15 protein-coding genes and 2 tRNA genes are annotated in these 18,044 nt (G+C 70.4%); 11 read left to right on the forward strand and 6 right to left on the reverse strand.

Going from position 1 to position 18,044, the window contains the following annotated elements; all coding sequences use genetic code 11:
* Positions 1-131: 131 nt before the first annotated feature.
* The gene (locus tag ACIQCZ_RS08865; protein ID WP_402280835.1) at positions 132-728 is read left to right on the forward strand and encodes a biotin transporter BioY; all 597 of its coding nucleotides are present in this window, start codon (positions 132-134) and stop codon (positions 726-728) included.
* Here ACIQCZ_RS08865 and ACIQCZ_RS08870 read toward each other — a convergent pair.
* On the reverse strand, positions 709-2,022 hold the full coding sequence (locus tag ACIQCZ_RS08870) for an FAD-binding oxidoreductase (RefSeq protein WP_402280836.1): 1,314 nt from the start codon (positions 2,020-2,022) through the stop codon (positions 709-711). The genes ACIQCZ_RS08865 and ACIQCZ_RS08870 overlap by 20 nt on opposite strands.
* A 97-nt stretch (positions 2,023-2,119) precedes the next feature.
* The gene (locus ACIQCZ_RS08875) at positions 2,120-3,568 is read right to left on the reverse strand and encodes an amino acid permease (RefSeq protein ID WP_376211379.1); all 1,449 of its coding nucleotides are present in this window, start codon (positions 3,566-3,568) and stop codon (positions 2,120-2,122) included.
* A gap of 256 nt (positions 3,569-3,824) precedes the next feature.
* On the opposite strand from ACIQCZ_RS08875, the gene ACIQCZ_RS08880 reads away from it, so the two are divergent.
* Positions 3,825-4,313, forward strand: a complete 489-nt coding sequence (locus ACIQCZ_RS08880) for a ribose-5-phosphate isomerase (RefSeq protein ID WP_402280838.1) — start codon at positions 3,825-3,827, stop codon at positions 4,311-4,313.
* 92 nt (positions 4,314-4,405) lie between these two features.
* On the forward strand, positions 4,406-5,215 hold the full coding sequence (locus ACIQCZ_RS08885) for an Fpg/Nei family DNA glycosylase (RefSeq protein WP_402280840.1): 810 nt from the start codon (positions 4,406-4,408) through the stop codon (positions 5,213-5,215).
* 7 nt (positions 5,216-5,222) lie between these two features.
* Here the strand turns inward: ACIQCZ_RS08885 and ACIQCZ_RS08890 are convergent, their stop codons facing one another.
* Complete coding sequence (locus ACIQCZ_RS08890; RefSeq protein WP_402280842.1) at positions 5,223-6,455, reverse strand: GNAT family N-acetyltransferase; 1,233 nt, start codon at positions 6,453-6,455, stop codon at positions 5,223-5,225.
* Between the two features lie 104 nt (positions 6,456-6,559).
* Between ACIQCZ_RS08890 and ACIQCZ_RS08895 the strand changes: the two genes are divergently transcribed.
* A complete protein-coding gene (locus ACIQCZ_RS08895; RefSeq protein ID WP_376211369.1) occupies positions 6,560-7,705 on the forward strand; it encodes a PP2C family protein-serine/threonine phosphatase in 1,146 nt (381 codons plus the stop codon).
* A gap of 123 nt (positions 7,706-7,828) precedes the next feature.
* Here the strand turns inward: ACIQCZ_RS08895 and ACIQCZ_RS08900 are convergent, their stop codons facing one another.
* Positions 7,829-9,025 (reverse strand): cation:proton antiporter, encoded by a 1,197-nt coding sequence (locus ACIQCZ_RS08900; RefSeq protein WP_402280843.1) that lies wholly within the window; start codon positions 9,023-9,025, stop codon positions 7,829-7,831.
* A gap of 374 nt (positions 9,026-9,399) precedes the next feature.
* Between ACIQCZ_RS08900 and ACIQCZ_RS08905 the strand changes: the two genes are divergently transcribed.
* Genes ACIQCZ_RS08905 through ACIQCZ_RS08915 form a run of 3 tightly spaced genes read left to right on the forward strand, consistent with a single transcriptional unit; the run spans position 9,400 to position 13,241 of the window.
* Positions 9,400-10,245: an ABC transporter ATP-binding protein gene (locus ACIQCZ_RS08905; protein WP_402280845.1), complete on the forward strand. Its 846-nt coding sequence runs from the start codon at positions 9,400-9,402 to the stop codon at positions 10,243-10,245.
* Positions 10,245-12,725, forward strand: a complete 2,481-nt coding sequence (locus ACIQCZ_RS08910) for an FtsX-like permease family protein (protein WP_402280847.1) — start codon at positions 10,245-10,247, stop codon at positions 12,723-12,725. The genes ACIQCZ_RS08905 and ACIQCZ_RS08910 overlap by 1 nt, the downstream gene beginning before the upstream one ends.
* 9 nt (positions 12,726-12,734) lie before the next feature.
* Positions 12,735-13,241: an HD domain-containing protein gene (locus ACIQCZ_RS08915; protein ID WP_402280848.1), complete on the forward strand. Its 507-nt coding sequence runs from the start codon at positions 12,735-12,737 to the stop codon at positions 13,239-13,241.
* Positions 13,242-13,250: 9 nt separating this feature from the next.
* Here ACIQCZ_RS08915 and ACIQCZ_RS08920 read toward each other — a convergent pair whose 3' ends face one another.
* Complete coding sequence (locus ACIQCZ_RS08920) at positions 13,251-14,405, reverse strand: acyltransferase family protein (RefSeq protein WP_402280849.1); 1,155 nt, start codon at positions 14,403-14,405, stop codon at positions 13,251-13,253.
* A 482-nt stretch (positions 14,406-14,887) separates the two neighbouring features.
* On the opposite strand from ACIQCZ_RS08920, the gene ACIQCZ_RS08925 reads away from it, so the two are divergent.
* Positions 14,888-15,082, forward strand: a complete 195-nt coding sequence (locus tag ACIQCZ_RS08925) for a hypothetical protein (RefSeq protein WP_351078408.1) — start codon at positions 14,888-14,890, stop codon at positions 15,080-15,082.
* Between the two features lie 125 nt (positions 15,083-15,207).
* Here ACIQCZ_RS08925 and ACIQCZ_RS08930 read toward each other — a convergent pair.
* Positions 15,208-15,281: transfer RNA gene (locus ACIQCZ_RS08930), tRNA-Gly, on the reverse strand.
* A 165-nt stretch (positions 15,282-15,446) separates the two neighbouring features.
* Between ACIQCZ_RS08930 and ACIQCZ_RS08935 the strand changes: the two genes are divergently transcribed.
* From ACIQCZ_RS08935 to ACIQCZ_RS08945, 3 genes are all read left to right on the forward strand, one after another.
* Positions 15,447-15,523, forward strand: a tRNA-Pro gene (locus ACIQCZ_RS08935).
* A 188-nt stretch (positions 15,524-15,711) separates the two neighbouring features.
* On the forward strand, positions 15,712-17,118 hold the full coding sequence (tig, locus tag ACIQCZ_RS08940) for a trigger factor (protein WP_402280851.1): 1,407 nt from the start codon (positions 15,712-15,714) through the stop codon (positions 17,116-17,118).
* 264 nt (positions 17,119-17,382) lie between these two features.
* Positions 17,383-17,988 (forward strand): ATP-dependent Clp protease proteolytic subunit, encoded by a 606-nt coding sequence (locus tag ACIQCZ_RS08945; protein ID WP_176729207.1) that lies wholly within the window; start codon positions 17,383-17,385, stop codon positions 17,986-17,988.
* Positions 17,989-18,044 lie beyond the last annotated feature (56 nt).

Here is an 18,044-nt window from a genome sequence, read left to right on the forward strand (position 1 = left end):
GCTCCTTTGTGTGAACCCCACCAATGCCTCAACCGTCGCTTTGTGGGCCACTGACGGTGATCGCGCGTTAACCCGTGGGCTAACGTCGGCCTCAGTCTGTCCCCCACCTGCCCTCACCCCGCGGAGTCCCGATGAGCACTGCTGCCACCGCCCCTGCCCGTACCGGAGCGGTCCTCGCCGACCTGCTGCCCGCCGCCAGGCACCGTTACGCCGTCGATGCGGCCCTGGTCGTCGGTGGTGCCGCGCTCACCGGCATGGCCGCCCAGATCGCCGTCCCGGTGCCCGGCTCCCCGGTCCCCGTCACCGGCCAGACCTTCGCCGCGCTCCTCGTCGGCACCGCGCTCGGCGCCCGCCGCGGCTTCCTCTCCCTCGCCGTGTACGCGCTCGTCGGCATGGCGGGCATGCCCTGGTTCTCCGAGGGCACCTCCGGCGCGGGCTTCCCCTCGTTCGGCTACGTCCTCGGCATGCTGCTCGCCGCCACCGTGGTCGGCGGCCTCGCCCGCCGCGGCGGCGACCGCTCCGTGCTGCGCACGGCGGGCACGATGGTGCTGGGCTCCGCGATCATCTACGCGGTCGGCGTTCCGTACCTGGCACTGGCCACCGGCATGTCGGCGAGCGCCGCGATCGCGGCCGGCCTGGTGCCGTTCCTGCTCGGTGACGCGCTGAAGGCGGCGCTGGCGATGGGCGCGCTGCCCGCGGCCTGGAAGCTCATCGGCCGTCGCGGCTGATGCCGTAGCTCCCTCCGAAGAGGCTCGCCGGGTCGTGTCGCGACACCAGACCGGCGAGCCTCTGCCGTGTCCGCGCGTCGTGGAATCCCTCGGTGCGGTCCCCGCCGCCGAAGGAGAAGTTCAGTGAACGGCCCAGGGCGAGCGGGGCGAGCACCCCGGCCACCTCCGTGTACAGGGCCCGTACCGACGCCACGTCCGTGCCGTCGAGCGGCGACAGCAGCCGCAGCAGGAATGCGGCCTCGCGGTACGGCACCGCGTTGTCGACGGCCGGCCGCGCGGCCAGCGCGCCGCCCAGGTGGTTGAGCTGGACCACGGTCATCATCGGCGCCTTCGGCCCGGTCAGCTCCAGCGTGCGCACGGCGCGCCCCGCGTCCAGATCGCCGAGCACCACGGCGTCGCCGTAGTAGGCGTGCGGGAACGGTGGATCGTTGTGAATGGTGTGGCTGTCGGTGTACGGCATCTCCCGCAGCGAGTCCGTGAGCGCGGGGCCGATCGCCCGCAGCGGCGCGACCAGCCGCTCGCCTCCGGCCGTTTCGCCGGTGTACGCGACCCGCACCGAGATCACGTACCGGCCGCGCATCGGCTCCGGCAGTCGGGGGCTGTCGGGGAACCGCAGCGCGGACAGTGAGGACGTCAGCGTGTCGGGCACGGTCCGGGTCCATTCCAGATAGCGGCGGATCACGCGGTCGCCGACCCCGTCCCCGTCCCCGTCGAAGGCGATCGACCCGCCGTACAGCCGCCCGACCTCGACCAGGTCGACCTCCATGCGGGTCACGACACCGAGCCGGTGCCCGCCGCCGCGCAGCGCCCAGAAGAGTTCGGGCTCGCTGTGCGGGGAGACGTGGCGCAGTACGCCGTCGGCGGTCACCACGTCGAGCGAGCGGACCCGGTCGGCGGCGTAGCCGAACTCCCTGGCCAGGATCGGGAGCCCGCCGCCGAGGGTGTACGAGACGGCGCCGACGCCCGGTGCGGAGCCGTTCAGCGGGGCGAGCCCGTGCGGTGCGGCGGCCTCGATCACCTGGCCCCAGGTGACGCCCGCGCCGATGCGTGCGGTGCGGCGCACCGGGTCGATCTCGACGCAGTCCATCCGGCGGGTGCTGATCAGCAGCCCGCCCTCGACGGCCCCGGACAGCCCGTGGCCGGTGGCGTGGACGCGGACGGGCAGGCCGCGCGCGGCGGCGTCGGCCACGGCGGTCCGTACGTCCTCGGCACGGGCGGCCTCGACGACGAGGTCGGGACGGACGGTGAAGCCGGTCTGGAAGCCGGTGGGGACACGGGCGGGGGCGGATGTCATGAGGAGGCTCTCCGGTCGTTCGCTCGGTGGCGTTACGACGGAGAGCCTCCCCCGTATACCTGACATCTGCCGTCAGGTATGGATACGGCCGACGGCCTCAGGCGCGCGCCTTCCGCTGACGGACCTCACGTACCAGCGAGATGGCCACCACCAGCGCCGCGACGAGCAGGGAGAGCAGCACCTGCTCGCGTCCGCCGTCGTCGGTCAGCATGTAGACGAGGACGAACGAGATCATCGCGATGGTCGCCCAGGTCAGATACGGGAAGAGCCACATCCGCACGACCAGCTTCTCCGGCGACTCGCGCAGGATCATGCCGCGCATCCGCAGCTGCGTGAAGCAGATGACCAGCCAGACGAACAGGGCGACCGCACCGGAGGAGTTCAGCAGGAACTGGAAGACGGTGTCGGGCCACTGGTAGTTGAAGAACACGGCGACGAAGCCGAAGACGACGGACGAGAGGATCGCCGCCTGCGGCACACCCCGCTTGTTCACCCGCGCGAAGGCCTTGGGCGCGTCCCCGCGGCCACCGAGCGAGAAGGCCATCCGCGAGGCGGTGTAGAGGCCGGAGTTGAGGCAGGACAGCACGGCGGTGAGGACGATGACGTTCATCACCTGGCCGGCGTGCGGAATGCCGATGGAGTTGAGGGCGGCGACGTAGCTGCCGTCCTTCACGATCGACTTGTCGTTCCACGGCAGCAGGGTGAGCACGATGAAGATCGAGCCCAGGTAGAAGACGGCGATCCGCCAGATCACGCTGTTGGTGGCCTTCTGGACGGCGCGCTGCGGGTTCTCGGACTCGCCGGCCGCCAGCGTGACGATCTCGCTGCCCATGAAGGAGAAGACGACCATCAGCACACCGGTGAGGATGGCGCCGGGTCCCTGGGGGAAGAACCCGCCGGTGTCGGTGAGGTGTGCGAGCCCCGCGCCGGGGTTGTCCGAGCCGGGCAGCACCCCGAAGACGGCGAGCAGTCCGACGACCACGAAGGCGCCGATCGCCACGACCTTGATCCCGGCGAACCAGAACTCGAACTCGCCGTACGAGCCGACCGAGACCAGGTTCGTCGCGGTCAGTACGACCATCACGATCAGTGCCCACGCCCACTGCGGGACGCCCGGCACCCAGCCCTCCAGGATCTTGGCACCCGCCGTCGCCTCGACGGCGAGCACCACGACCCAGAAGAACCAGTACAGCCAGCCGATCGAGAAGCCGGCCCAGCGGCCCAGCGCCTGATCGGCGTAGGCGGAGAAGGAGCCGGAGCTGGGGCGGGCCGCCGCCATCTCGCCGAGCATCCGCATCACGAAGACGACCATCAGGCCGACCAGGGCGTAGGACAGCAGGATGGCCGGTCCCGCGGCGGCGATACCGGCGCCGGAGCCGACGAAGAGGCCCGCGCCGATCACCCCGCCGATGGCGATCATCGAGAGATGGCGGTTCTTGAGGCCTGCCTGGAGTCCGTCGGATGAGCCCGTTGTGTCCGGCCCGTTCGGCCGGTCCGGCTGCTCGGGCTGGTGGCCCGGCTCGGCCAGAGTCGTCTGCGACGTCATGGATCGAATCCTTACGTTCTCGGATCACGCGGTGCGTGACTCTCCGCCGGAGTGGGGTGCGGCGGCGAGTGATGCATTGAAGCCCGCCGGACCACAAAAGCGGAACCCCTTCTTCCGAATCTGACCGAGTGGTGTCGGCCACACGGCGCCCGCGCAGGAGGCCCGCACACGGCTCCCGCCGCCCGTCGGGCGGGTCGGCCGGAGGGTCCCGACCCCGATGACGGCTACCCGGCGACGCTCGTGCCACACTCGGAACATGCGCGTGTACCTCGGCTCGGACCATGCCGGCTATGAACTCAAGAACCACCTCGTCGAGTGGCTCACGGCCCATGGCCACGAGGCCGTCGACTGTGGCCCCCACATCTACGACGCCCAGGACGACTACCCGCCGTTCTGCCTGCGTGCCGCCGAGAGGACGGCCGCGGACCCGGACAGCCTCGGCATCGTGATCGGCGGCTCCGGCAACGGCGAGCAGATCGCCGCCAACAAGGTCAAGGGAGTGCGCGCGGCACTCGCCTGGAGCGAGCAGACGGCCGCGCTGGGCCGCGAGCACAACAACGCCAATGTGGTCGCCATCGGCGGCCGGATGCACTCGGTGGAGGAGTCCACCAAGTTCGTCGAGATCTTCCTCACCACCCCGTACTCGGGTGAGGAGCGTCACACCCGCCGGATCGAGATGCTCACGGCGTACGAGACGACCGGCGAGCTCCCCCCGATCCCGGCCCACCACCCGCAGCAGGGCTGACCGGTTTCCGTCCCTGTGCCGCCGGTACCCCCGGCGGCACAGCCATGTGCACACGTCACCACGTCCGCACGCCATCGAGGAGAGCAGCCGTCGTGCCCGAGGGACACACGATCCACCGTCTCGCGGCGGACCACCGGGACAGGTTCGCCGGGCGGCCGGTGCGGGTGAGCAGCCCGCAGGGCAAGTTCTCCGACAGCGCCGCGCTGCTCGACGGCCGGACGTTCACCGGCGTCGACGCCCACGGCAAGCACCTCTTCCTCGGGTTCGAGGCCGCCGGCTGGGTCCACATCCACCTGGGCCTCTTCGGGAAGCTCGGCTTCGGTACGGCCCCGGCCCCGCCGCCCACCGACACGGTCCGGCTGCGCCTGGTGAACGACGACCACCACGCGGATCTGCGCGGCCCCACCACGTGTGCGCTGATCACCGACCCCGAGAAGCGCGCGATACACGACCGGCTCGGCCCGGACCCGCTGCGGACCGACGAGGACGGTGAGCGGGCGTGGCGGCGCATCTCCCGCAGCCGGATCACCGTCGCGGCCCTGCTGATGGACCAGAAGGTCATCGCGGGGGTCGGCAATGTGTACCGGGCCGAGGTGCTGTTCCGGCACGGGATCGACCCGTACCGGCCGGGCAAGGACCTCGGGCGTGCGGAGTGGGACGCGATCTGGGCCGACCTGGCGATGCTGATGCGCGAGGGCGTGCGGAACAACCGGATCGACACGGTCCGCCCCGAGCACACACCGGAGGCGATGGGACGTCCGCCACGGGTCGACGACCACGGCGGCGAGGTGTACGTGTACCGCAGGGCCCGGCAGGCCTGCCACATCTGTGGCGGCGAGATCCGCACCGCCGATCTCGCCGCCCGCAACCTCTTCTGGTGCCCGGGATGCCAGAAGGCCTAGAAGGCCCCTAGAACCCCCGCGGCAGCCACGGCGCCGCGTCCGACGAGAAGGCCAGCGACGCCTCCGCCAGCGCGCCCGCACGCAACTCCCGCACCCGCCCGGCCAGGGCGAGCGAGCTCAGGGATTCGCCGCCCAGATACACCGCACCCAACTCCCTCACCGAGAGCGCCAGGTCGGCCGCATCGTCGGTCCGACGGCAGGTCGCCGTCCCCTGCGCGTCGGACGTGAGCCGCCAACGCCCCTCGTTCCAGGGGCAGAACGCGTCCTCGACCTCGAACACCACGTCCACCGGCGCCCGGTACGCCCGCGCCTCCAGCGCCGCCCCCAGCTCCACCAGCCGCACGTGCAGACAGTCCCGGATCAGGATGTTGCACCGTCGCACGTCCGACACCAGGTGCAGCACCGCGTCGTCGACCGGCCGGTTGCGCGCGTCGATCGTCGAGGTCAGATCGATCTCGAAGAGGAACCGCCACAGCGCCGCGTACGCCGCCGGGTCGAGCGCGGCCAGGTCGTTCACCTTCACCTGGCCCTTGGGACCGGACGGCTCCCACTCGGGCTTGATGTGGTACGTCACATAGCCGACGATCTGCCCGTTCAGCTCCGCCAGCACGCACTGCTGCGCCGAACCGCCCTGCCGTGCACTCACCGGGTCCACCATCGGCTTGCGTTCCCAGCCGGGGCCGTGGGCCGGTGTGCCGGGCCGGCCGGCCACCAGCCGGTCGTACACGGCCTCGCACGCGGCCATCGCCTCGTCCGGCTTCGCGTGGCGCAGCCGGACCTCGTCCGTGCCCTCGGGAACCGTCAGCCGCACCCGGTCCGTGTCGATCGTCAACGACATCTGACGCGAGGCCGCGCCGTAGCCGAACCGGCCGTAGATCACCGGTTCCGAAGCCGTCAGGACGGCGATCGGCTCACCCAGTGCCCGGACGTCGTCGAGCTGCCGACGCATCATCGACGTCAGCAGGCCGCGCCTGCGATGGGTGGACGCGACACTCACCATCGTGACCCCTGCGGCGGGCACCAGCGTCCCGCCGGGCACGGCGAGCCGGAAGCTGAACGCCCCCGCCGTGGCGACGACGTCGGAGCCGTCCCAGACCCCGATCGACCGCTCGCACTCGGTCAGTTGTTCGTCCAGCTCGCGCTGCTCGGGAGGCTCTGCCACACCGCCGAATGCGAGCTCCAGACACTCGAACCATTCGTTCCATTCGGACGGCTGCAGTACGCGAAGCTCAGTAGTCATGGGCCATCCCTATCAGGGGCGTGGCGCCCGGTCGACCCGATTTCGAACGCATTGTCACGGGGTCCCCCTGCACCGGAGGCCGTCGGGTCGATAAAGTCCCCGCAATGGCCCGACGTGCAGGAGCAGAGTCGTACCCGGCCCGATTGCGGAAATCGGCGCACCGGGCACGCATCGCGCTGCGCAAGTCCGGTGTCGACTACTTCCGCGGCGACGGCTCGGACTGGATCGCGCTGGCCGGTCTGCTGCTCACCATTCCGGCCATCACCTGCGCCACCCTGTTCGACCCGGTGTGGTGCTCACCGGCCGCGCTCGTCCTGCCGATCGTCGCGGGCGGTCTGCTGCTGCGGCCCGCGAGTCTGCTGGGTCTGTACGCGACCGCGGCCACGGCCCTGATCGTGGAGTCGCTCGCACTCGGTCCGTACGAGGACGGCCCGGCCCGGGTGACTCCCGGCATCGTCCTGGTGGTCGCGGCCTGCGGCTTCTTCGGACTGGTCCTCGCCCAGTTCCGGGCCAGGGTCGGTGTGCCGTGGCGGCGCGGCGGCACCATGCTCTTCGACCTGCGTGAACGCATCAGGGTGCAGAGCGCGCTGCCCCGGCTGCCGCAGGGCTGGCACCGCGAGATGGCGCTGCGCCCGGCGGGCGGGCAGTCCTTCTCCGGTGACTTCGTCGTCGCCGCCCGCACCAACGGCGGACGGACGCTGGAGGCCGTCCTCACCGACGTCTCCGGCAAGGGAATGGACGCGGGCTCCCGTGCCCTGCTGCTGTCCGGCGCCTTCGGCGGGCTGCTCGGCTCGTTGCCCCCGCACGGCTTCCTCCCGGCGGCCAACGGCTATCTGCTGCGTCAGGACTGGGACGAGGGCTTCGCCACCTCGATCCATCTGGTCCTGGACCTCGAATCGGGTGACTACGAACTCCTCTCGGCGGGACACCCGCCGGCCCTGCAACTGCACTCGGGCAGCGGCCGGTGGGAGGAGAAGGTCGCGGAGGGCCCGCTGCTCGGGGTGTACGACGGGGCGCAGTTCGACGCCGTGAAGGGCTCCTTGGCCCCGGGCGACGTGCTGATGCTGTTCACGGACGGCCTGGTGGAGGCGTCCGACCGCGACATCGCGGAGGGCATCGACCGGCTGACCGGTGAGGCCGACCGCTATGTCGCCACCGGTTTCGAGGGTGCGGCCTGGCATCTGATCGAGGCATGCGCCAAGGACGTCAACGACGACCGGGCGCTGCTGCTGCTGTCACGCCGGTCCTGAACCCCGCGCAAGCGGCTCGGGCCGGATGTGCGTCGGCGGCCGCCGGCCGTTCGCCGGATCCCGGCCCCCGGCCGGTCCGGGTACCCGGCGCCGTGCCGGTACCCGGACCTGCCGGTCGTCGTCTCAGGCAGGGACCGAGATCTGTCCGGCGCCGGTGTCGCTGTCACTGCCCTCACCCCGGCCCCGCCCGCCCGGCAGGACACGGGCCAGCCAGTGCGACCGCCCGGCGGCCAACGGTGCGAGGACCGCGAGGAGGAGTACGTATCCGGCGATGAACGGGGAGAGCCGCTCGTCCAGTCCCGCGGCCGCCGCCATCGTGGCGAGGATCAGGGCGAACTCGCCGCGGGCCACCAGTGTGGTGGAGATGTTCGCGGTGGCCTGCGGGCCGAACGCGTACACCTTGGCGGCGGCGATCCCGGCGAGGACGTTCATGGCGAGAGTCACCGCGACGGCGGCCAGCACCGGCCACAGGACGACCGGCAGGTCGCCCGGGTCGATGGAGAGACCGAAGGCGAAGAAGAAGATCGCGCCGAAGGCGTCCCGCAGCGGGTGGACCAGCTTGAGGATGCGGGCGCCGGAGGACGTGCTGCCGAGCATCAGGCCGACCATGAAGGCGCCGATCGCGTCCGCGACCCCGAACCACTCCGAGACTCCCGCCACGAGCACCGCGGCACCGAGGAAGGAGATGACGAGGAGTTCGTCGTCCCGGGTGTTGATCAGCTTGCCGATGACCCGGGTGCCGTACCGGGCGATCACGGCGAGCAGCAGCAGGAACCCGAAAGCCTTGCCGCCGTCGACCGCCGCGGCGGAGAGGCTCTCGGCGCCCGACAGGATCGGCTGGAGAGCGGCCAGGTAGAGGGCGAGGAACACGTCCTCGACGACGATGATGCCGAGGATCGGCTTGGTCTCCGGATTGCCGATACGGCCCAGGTCGACCAGGACCTTGGTGACGATGGCCGACGACGAGATGCCGAGCACACCGGCGAGCACCAGCGCTTCGGAGGTGCCCCAGCCCAGCGCGAAGCCGAAGCCGAGCCCGGCGCCGACGTTCAGGGCGAGATAGGTGCCGCCGGCGACGGCCATCTTGCGGCCGCCGGCCTTGAGGTCGTCGAGATGGAATTCGAGGCCGAGATAGAAGAGCAGCAGCACCAGGCCGAGCGCGGAGAGCATCTCCAGGTCGTGCGGGTCGGCGACGAGCACGATGCCGGGTGTGTGCGGGCCGAGCAGGATTCCGGCCAGGATGAACAAGGGGATGGTCGGCAGTCCGATGCGGCTGCCGACGCGGGCGAGGACGGCGGCGGCGAGGAAGGCGCCGCCCATGGCGATGAGCGTGTCTGCGTGTCCGATGAGCCTGTTCCTTCGGTGGGTCAAGAGAGCGTCAAGGAATCGTCAGTAATTAGTTTACCGAACGATTGACGTTGCAACTATGGCCACCCCGGCAACCCGAGGACCGGCCCCATCCGCAGCACCCGGGATCCGCCCGCGCACCCCGGACCGCTGTCCCGCCTCCGACAGCGCCCCGAAGCCCGTCCGCCTGTTCGACGGCCCCCGGGCCCGCCCGCCCCCGGGAGCACCCTGGGGTTTCCCCCACCCTCGATCCGCCAGCAGCCGCCATGGTCCCGACCCGCCCGTGATCCGTACGTTCGGGATACCGGCCGGAAGACCGGCCGGGAGCAACCGAAAGGCAGGACACCATGGGGCTGCGACGCACCAGGCAGGGCGCGCAGGACAGGCAGTCGACGGAGGGCATCCCTCATGGGGCCGGACCCTCGGACCTCGCCGTCGAACTGCGCGGCGTCCGTCGGCAGTACGGCCGCGGCAGCTCCGCCGTCCACGCCCTGAGGGGCATCGACCTCGCCCTCCCGCGCTCCAGTTTCACGGCGGTCATGGGTCCGTCCGGCTCCGGGAAGTCGACCTTCCTGCAGTGCGCGGCGGGACTCGACCGCCCCACCGAAGGCTCCGTACGCCTCGGCGGCACCGAGATCACCGGCATGAGCGAGAACCGGCTCACCGAGCTGCGCCGCACCCGCCTCGGCTTCGTCTTCCAGGCCTTCAACCTGCTCCCGTCCCTCACGGTCGAGCAGAACGTCGTCCTGCCCATGCGCCTGGCCGGACAGCGCACCGGCTCCACCCGCAGCCGCCGCGAAGCCGCCGAGATGCTCGACCGGGTCGGTCTCGGCGACAAGGGCGACCGCCGCCCCGGCCAGCTCTCCGGCGGCCAGCAGCAGCGCGTCGCCGTCGCCCGCGCCCTGGTCACCCGCCCCGACGTGGTCTTCGCCGACGAACCGACCGGCGCCCTCGACACCACCACCGCGGCCGAGATCCTCGCCCTTCTCCGGCACGCGGTGGACAGCCTCGGTGCCACCGTCGTCATGGTCACCCACGACCCGGTGGCCGCCGCCTATGCCGACCGGGTGCTCTTCCTCGCCGACGGCGCGATCGCGGACAGCCTGCCGCGCGCCGGCGCCGCACAGATCGCGGCCCGGATGACCGCTCTGACCGCCAAGACCGCCCCCGCCCCCGCAGGAGCAGCAGCCTGATGTTCAGCCCGCGCGTCCCCAACGGCCTCGCCCGCGCGGCCGTCCGCTTCAAACCCGCGTCGTTCGCCGGGACCTTCGTCGCGCTCCTGCTGGCCGCGGCGATCGTCTCCGCCTGCGGCATCCTGCTGGAGACCGGCGTGCGTGCCTCCGTGCCGGCGGAGCGCTACGCCAAGGCGCCCGTGGTCGTCGCCGCCGACCAGCAGGCCCATATGACGGTCGGCAGCGGCGAGGGGAAGTACGACGCCGCCACACCCGTACCGGGGACCGCGAGGCTCCCCGAATCCCTGGTGGGCAAGGTCGCCTCCGTCCCCGGCGCCACAGCCGCGATCGGGGACGTCAGCTACCCCGTACGGCAGGACGGCACCCTCCTCACCGCACACGGCTGGGGCTCCACCGCCCTCACCGGTACCCGGCTGCTCACCGGTGACGCGCCCGGGACCGGTGAGGTCGTCGTCCCCACCGGCGCCGGGGCCCGGGTCGGCGAGAGGATCACCCTCGACACCCCCGTGGGCGTACGGGAGTTCCGCGTCGCGGGCACCACCGCCACCGGTGCCACCGTCTGGTTCACCGACCGGCAGGCCGTACAGCTCTCCGGCCACCCCGGCCGGGTCGACGCCATCGCCGTGCTCGCAGCCCGCTCCACCCCCACCGCCGGTCTCGCCGACCAGGTACGCGAGGCCGTCGACCACACCGCAGGGGTCCAGGTCCACACCGGTGACGGCCGGGGCGCCGTCGAGGACGCGGAACTCGCGGGCGCCAAGGAACTCCTCGTCGGCCTCGGCGGCTCCTTCGGCGGCATCGCCACCATGGTCGCCGTCTTCACCGCCGCCGGTACGGTCGCCCTCTCCGTCGGTCAGCGCAGCCGCGAGTTCGCCCTGCTGCGCGCCATCGGCGCCACCCCGCGCCAGCTGCGCCGTACCATCGCGACCGAGTCCCTGCTCGTCGCACCGCTCGCCGGCGCGCTCGGCTGCCTGCCCGGAATCGCCCTGGCCCACTGGTGGTTCGGTCAGCTCCAGGACAGGGGCGCCATCCCCGAAGCCGTCGCGCTGCGGGTGTCCTGGCTGCCCCTGACCGTCACCGCGGCCACCACGATGCTCACCGCGCTGGGCGCCGGATACTTCGCAGCCCGCCGGCCGTCGAAGACCAGGCCGGGCCTGGCTCTCGCGCAGTCCGCGGTGGAACGCCCGCCGTTCGGCTGGATCCGCACCCCGCTCGGCATCTCCGCCCTCGGCGGCGGCGTGGCCTTCGCGGGCGTCGCCGCGTCCACGAGCGGCGAGGACGCGGCGAACGCCGCACTCGGCGTCGTCATGCTCTTCATGCTCGCGGTCGGCCTGCTCGGCCCGCTGATCGCCCGGATCTGCGCCGCCGTCATCGGCTTCCCGCTGCGCGCCGCCGGCGCGCCGGGCTCGCTGGCCGCCGCCAACTCCCGGACGAACTCGCGCCGCCTGGCCTCCGCGATCACCCCGATCGTGCTCGCCATGGCCTTCTCCTCCACGCTCGTCTTCATGCACACCAGCGAGGAACGGGTGATCGCACACCAGCAGCGCGACGCCATCACCGCCGACCACATCGTCTCCGCGCCGGCCGGACTCGCCTCCGACGCGACCGAGCGGGCCGCCGCCACACCCGGTGTCACGACCGCCGTCGGGCTGCTCCGCGGCTCCGTCCTGGTGGCCACCGGATCGGGCGGGGAACGGCGGCTCCAGACCACCTCCGTCCAGGGGATCATCGGCTCCGGCCGGGACCTCACCGAGGTCCAGGACCTCGACGTCCGGTCCGGATCGCTGACCGGCCTGCGCCCCGGTACCGTCGCCATCGACACCACCCTCGCCGGATCCACGAAGGTCGGGACCGGCGACCGGCTGGCCCTGCGCCTCCCGGACGGCACCGAGGCGGCTCCGAAGATCGTCGCCGTCTACGGCCGCGGCCTGGGCACCGGTCTGGTCACACTGCCCGCCGCCGACCTCAGCGCCCATGTCACCTCGCCGTACGCCACCGACCTGCTGGTACGGGCCACACCCGCCGCCGCACGGAAGCTCACCGCGCTGGGCACGGTCACCGACCGGACCGGTTACGCCACCGCGCAGGACCAGAACCGTGAACTCAACGCCTGGGCCAACACCACCATGGCCGCGGTTCTCGGTGGATTCGCCGCCGTCGCCGCGGTCAACACCCTGGTGATGACCGTCCTCGACCGGCGCCGCGAACTGACCATGCTGCGGCTCGTCGGCTCCACCCGCCGCCAGGTCATGGGGATGATCCGCTGGGAGGCGCTGCTCGTCACGGTCACCGGCGCCGCACTCGGCACCGCCATCGCACTGGCCACACTGGTCCCGATGGTGAAGGGACTCACGGGCGAATCGCCCTACATCCCACCGGCGTTGTACATGTCCTTCCTCGCCGCGACCATCGGACTCGGCCTGGCCGCCGTGACGGTCCCGGCCCGGGCCGCCCTGCGCCGGACGGCCGCGCGTCCGTAGAGTCGGGCCATGCCCACACGACGCGCACGGCTGACCCTGGCCGAAATCGAGGCGATCGCCCGCGAGGCCCACGCCGACCAGCGGGACAAAGCGGGACGCCCGTACACCGAGCATCTCGCCGCGGTCGCCGAGGGCGTGCGGATCAGGGGAGGCAGCGACGAACAGATCGCCGCGGCCTGGCTGCACGACGCCGTCGAGGACGACGCGCTGTCGCAGGAGTGGCTGGCCGGTGCCGCGCTGCCGCAGCAGGTCAAGGACATGGTCCTCGCCGTCACCAAACGTGACGGCGAGGACCTCGCTGCCTACACCCGGCGCATCCTCGACACCCCGGGCGCGTTGCTGATCAAGGAGTCCGACCTGGCGCACAACGCCGACCCGGACCGCCTCGCCGTGCTGGAACCGGCGACCCGTACCCGGCTGACCGAGAAGTATGCGCAGGTACGGCGCCTGCTCGGGCTCACCTCGGGTGGATCGCCCGCCGAGCAATCGGTTCAAGCCAACACGGGGCAGGACTGAGCCACCGGATCAGCGCCGGGCCGCGTCCCGTCGGAACGCCCAGTCCATCTCCGGCTCGGTCACCGGACGCAGCACCCGCCGTACGGGCGGCGTGCACATCAGCGTCACCGCCCCGGCCGCGACGAGGGAGACCAGGGCCAGTCCGCCGGGCGCCGAGAGCCAGTCGTAGGTGTCGAACAGCCCGGCGTATTCGGCGCCCTTGATCAGGAACCCGTGCAGCAGATAGCCGCAGATCGTCCCGGCGCCGAGCACGGTGAACCACATGGGGCGCCGAGGCACCCAGGACAGGAACCCGATGGTGAGCAGCAGGGCGCAGCCGAACATGGCCAGCGTCATCACGGCACCGGACCACCAAGGGGCGCCCATCTCCTGCGCGCTGTTGCTGCGGTAGAACCAGCCCAGCTGCATCCGCGACGCCGCCCAGTACGCGAACACCAGGGCCCCGGCGAGCAGCGGGAGCGCGAGCATCCGCACCTCACGCCGGCGGACCATCTCGAAGTGCTCGGGCCTCAGTCGGAGCCCCAGTACGAAGAACGGCAGGAACTGCAGAACGCGCTGGAGATCGAGATCGTCGCCGATCGTCGGGGAGAAGGAGGCGAACACGGCGATGACGAGCGCCACCGGCAGCGGATATCGCAGCGACTGCCAGAGCGGTGTGGTGATGCGCCAGATGAACAGTGCGACCAGGAACCAGGTGAGATACCAGGGGTCGATCAGGCTGATCGGATGATCGGGGGAGTCGTCCGCGTACCGCTTGAACAGTGAATACGCCGTCTCGAACACCACGTAGGGCACGGCGACGCCGGTGACCAGGCGTTTTACCTTGGCGGCGGACATGTCGAACGAGCGGGAGAAATAGCCGGAGATGATGATGAAGGCCGGCATGTGAAAGGTGTAGGCCACCATGTACAGCGCACGGGCGGTCCGGCTGCCGTCCATCACCGGTTCCCATGAGTGCGCCACCGCGACGAGCACGATGGCCAGATATTTGACGTTGTCGAAGTAGGCGTCCCGCCTCTTCGCCGACGAGGTCGCCGGAGGCTTGTTCGCCACCGTTGCGGGGGGCGCCGCGGTGGTGGTCATCGTCCCTTGGTGTCTGGGCTCCGACTCCCGGGGCGCTGATGGGAGCGGGGCCCTGTGAAATACGTTCGGAGCGGGGAACATTCAAAGCACCCTAGACGCCCCGATTGCAATTCGTAAAACCGCTCACGGATATCTGGTGTTCGCGTCCAATCAAAAGCGAAACCGCCGAGAACCGCCCGCTATGCCCAGATTCATCCCTGTTGAATAGGGCATATCGTCTGGCTATTGAGGGGTGCCAATTCTGCCGCACGCTCGTCCTGGAATTGCATGTGAATGAAGTGTGTGGGTATGGGAACCGTCACAGTCGCACGGTGTTGCGATTGTTTGATTCACAGCTCGCTCACAGGGTGCGCGGAGTCTTGTCCGGGGCCCGTGGCGCCCCCCTTGTGCGGGTGTGCGCCCCCCGGCGCACATGGGGCGCGAGGATGGCGCGATCCTGTCACTTCGATCCGTCACCTGGCAGCGACCACAGGGGAGTTGGTGGCACGATGGACGGAGCGGAGGAGTGCTCGGCGGGACACCTCCGGGCCGGCAAGGCGGACCGACCAAGGGTGTGATCAGTTGTGGCCATTTCACTGTCTGTGGTGCTGATGTTGGCGATCATCCTGGTGGTCCTGATCCGAGGTGGCTCGATCAAGCCCGGTCCGGCGATCGTCGCGGTGCTCTTCGGCTTCTTCCTGGCGTCGACGGGCATGGCGCCGTCGATCAACAGGTTCATGAACTCCATAGCGGAGACCATCAACCAGATCAGCTTCTGATCCGGCCGAACCGGCTGCCCCGCGCCCCGGCGCGGGAGGTCACCCGGCGGAGCGCGTCCGACGGAACCCGGGCACAACGCAAAGGGCCCGGTCCGACGAGTGATTCGTCGGACCGGGCCCAAGCATGGAGCGGGCGACGGGAATCGAACCCGCGTAGCTAGTTTGGAAGACTAGGGCTCTACCATTGAGCTACGCCCGCAAGCAACGCACCGCAGGTCCGGGGACCGCGGTACGAGAAGCATCGTAGCGGGTCGCGGGCGCTGCCCGCACACCCGATTGCGGTCACCCGGTGTCGCGTTCGGTGCCGGACGAGCAAAGCGGCCGATGGGCCGCCTTTCTGCATGTACCCTACGTGTCGCACCGACGGGGTGTGGCGCAGCTTGGTAGCGCGTCCGCTTTGGGAGCGGAAGGTCGTCGGTTCGAATCCGGCCACCCCGACCACCGGCAAGATCACGGACCGCTCGCGGGACCGCGGACCACCGGCACGATCGCATTGTGGGAGTCCGTCTCCTTGCCGTTACTATGCAAAATGCGTGCCCGTGTGTCTGATGTACCGGGCTCGGTCCGCGAAGCCGCCTCCCGTGCGGCGGAGCAGAACCCCAAGAAGTCAGCCACAAGGAGACCGAACCGTGAAGAGCGCCGTGGAGACCCTGAACCCGACCCGGGTTCGGCTCACTGTCGAGGTGCCCTTCGAGGAGCTCAAGGACAGCCTCGACGCGGCGTACAAGAAGATCAACCAGCAGGTCACGGTGAAGGGCTTCCGCAAGGGCAAGATCCCCGCCCGGGTCATCGACCAGCGCTTCGGCCGCGGTGCGGTGCTGGAGGAGGCCGTCAACGACGCCCTCCCGAAGTTCTACACCGAGGCCGTCAACGAGGGTGAGCTCAACGTCCTCGGTCAGCCCGAGGTCGACATCACCGAGCTGAAGGACGGCGAACTGCTGGCCTTCACCGCCGAGGTTGACGTACGCCCCGAGATCGAGATCCCGGACTACTCCGGCATCGAGGTCACCGTCGACGCCCTCGAGGTCAGCGACGAGGACGTCGAGAAGGCCGTGGAGCAGCTCCGTGAGCGCTTCGCCTCCACCAACCCGGTCGAGCGCGCCGCCGCCGAGGGCGACGTCGTGACGATCGACCTGCAGGCCAAGGTCGACGGCGAGGTCCTGGAGGACGGCGTGGCCGAGGGTGTCTCGTACACCATCGGTTCCGGCGAGCTCCTCGACGGCATCGACGCCGCCGTCACCGGCCTGGAGGCGGGTGGCGAGGCCACCTTCACCTCCGAGCTGAAGGGCGGCTCGGCCGAGGGCAAGGAGGCCGAGGTCACCGTCAAGGTCACCGCGGTCGCCGCCCGCGAGCTCCCCGAGCTGGACGACGAGTTCGCCCAGATGGCGAGCGAGTTCGACACCCTCGACGAGCTGAAGGCGGACAGCCGCAAGCGCCTGGAGACCACCAAGCAGTACGACCAGGCCACCCAGGCCCAGGAGCGTGTCCTGGACGAGCTGCTCAAGCTCGCCGAGGTCCCGATCCCGGAGAAGCTGCTCGCGGACGAGGTCCAGACCCGCAAGCACAACCTGGAGCACCACCAGCTCGGTCAGATGGGTCTGACCCTCGACAAGTACCTGGAGATCCAGGGCAAGACGGTCGAGGAGTTCGAGGCCGAGACCTCCGAGCAGGCGATCAAGGGCATCAAGACCCAGTTCATCCTGGACGAGATCGTCAACAAGGAGAAGCTGAACGTCAACCAGGAGGAGCTCACCGAGCACCTCATGCGGCGTGCTGCTTCCTCCGGCATGAGCCCCGACCAGTTCGCCCAGGCCGTCGTCGAGGGCGGCCAGGTGCCGATGCTCGTCGGCGAGGTCGCCCGCGGCAAGGCGCTGGCCGTGGTCGTCGAGGCCGCCAAGGTCGTCGACACCAATGGTGAGGTCGTCGACCTGGAAGACGATGAAGAGGTGGCGGAGGAGGCCATCGAGACGGTCGAGGCCGCCGAGGGCACCACCGAGGCAGCGGCCGACGCCGCCGAGGAGAAGAACGAGGCCTGAGCCTCGCGCTGAACCCGTACGACGGGCTCCGGACGCTGTGCGTTCGGAGCCCGTCGTCGTATGGCGTACGGTGCCCCACAACCCTTGTGCGGACTGCGGAGCTTGCGCTCCCAGCGAACAGTTGCGGAAGCGGGATGGCGTTGTCCTACCTGCGCGTTAGGGTCCATGAATAGGAAGGGCAGGGGAGTCCCCGCCCACCCGGTACGAAGACGCTGAGACGGCCGGAGCCGTCAGAGACGAGCAGGTGGATACGTGACGAATCTGATGCCCTACGCCGCCGGTGAGCCGTCCCTCGGTGGAGGCCTCGGTGACCAGGTCTACAGCCGACTGCTCGGCGAGCGCATCATCTTCCTCGGTCAGCAGGTCGACGATGAGATCGCCAACAAGATCACGGCGCAGCTGCTCCTCCTCGCCGCCGAGCCCGACAAGGACATCTACCTCTACATCAACAGCCCCGGCGGCTCGGTGACGGCCGGCATGGCGGTCTACGACACCATGCAGTACATCCCGAACGACGTGGTCACCATCGGTATGGGCATGGCGGCCTCGATGGGCCAGTTCCTGCTCACCGGCGGCACCGCGGGCAAGCGCTTCGCGCTCCCGAACACCGACATCCTCATGCACCAGGGTTCGGCCGGCATCGGCGGTACGGCCTCGGACATCAAGATCCAGGCCCAGTACCTGCTGCGCACCAAGCAGCGGATGGCGGAGATCACCGCCCGTCACTCCGGCCAGACGGTCGAGACGATCATCCGCGACGGCGACCGCGACCGCTGGTACACCGCGGAGGAGGCCAAGGAGTACGGCCTCATCGACGAGATCATCACGATCGCATCGGGCGTTCCGGGCGGCGGCGGCACCGGCGCCTGATCCGGTACCCACCGGTTCGGGCTCCACAGCCCCGCGCACCTCTCGTACGCCGAGAC

Origin of the sequence: Streptomyces sp. NPDC093149 (assembly GCF_044754145.1) — a bacterium.
Taxonomy (GTDB): Bacteria; Actinomycetota; Actinomycetes; order Streptomycetales; family Streptomycetaceae; genus Streptomyces.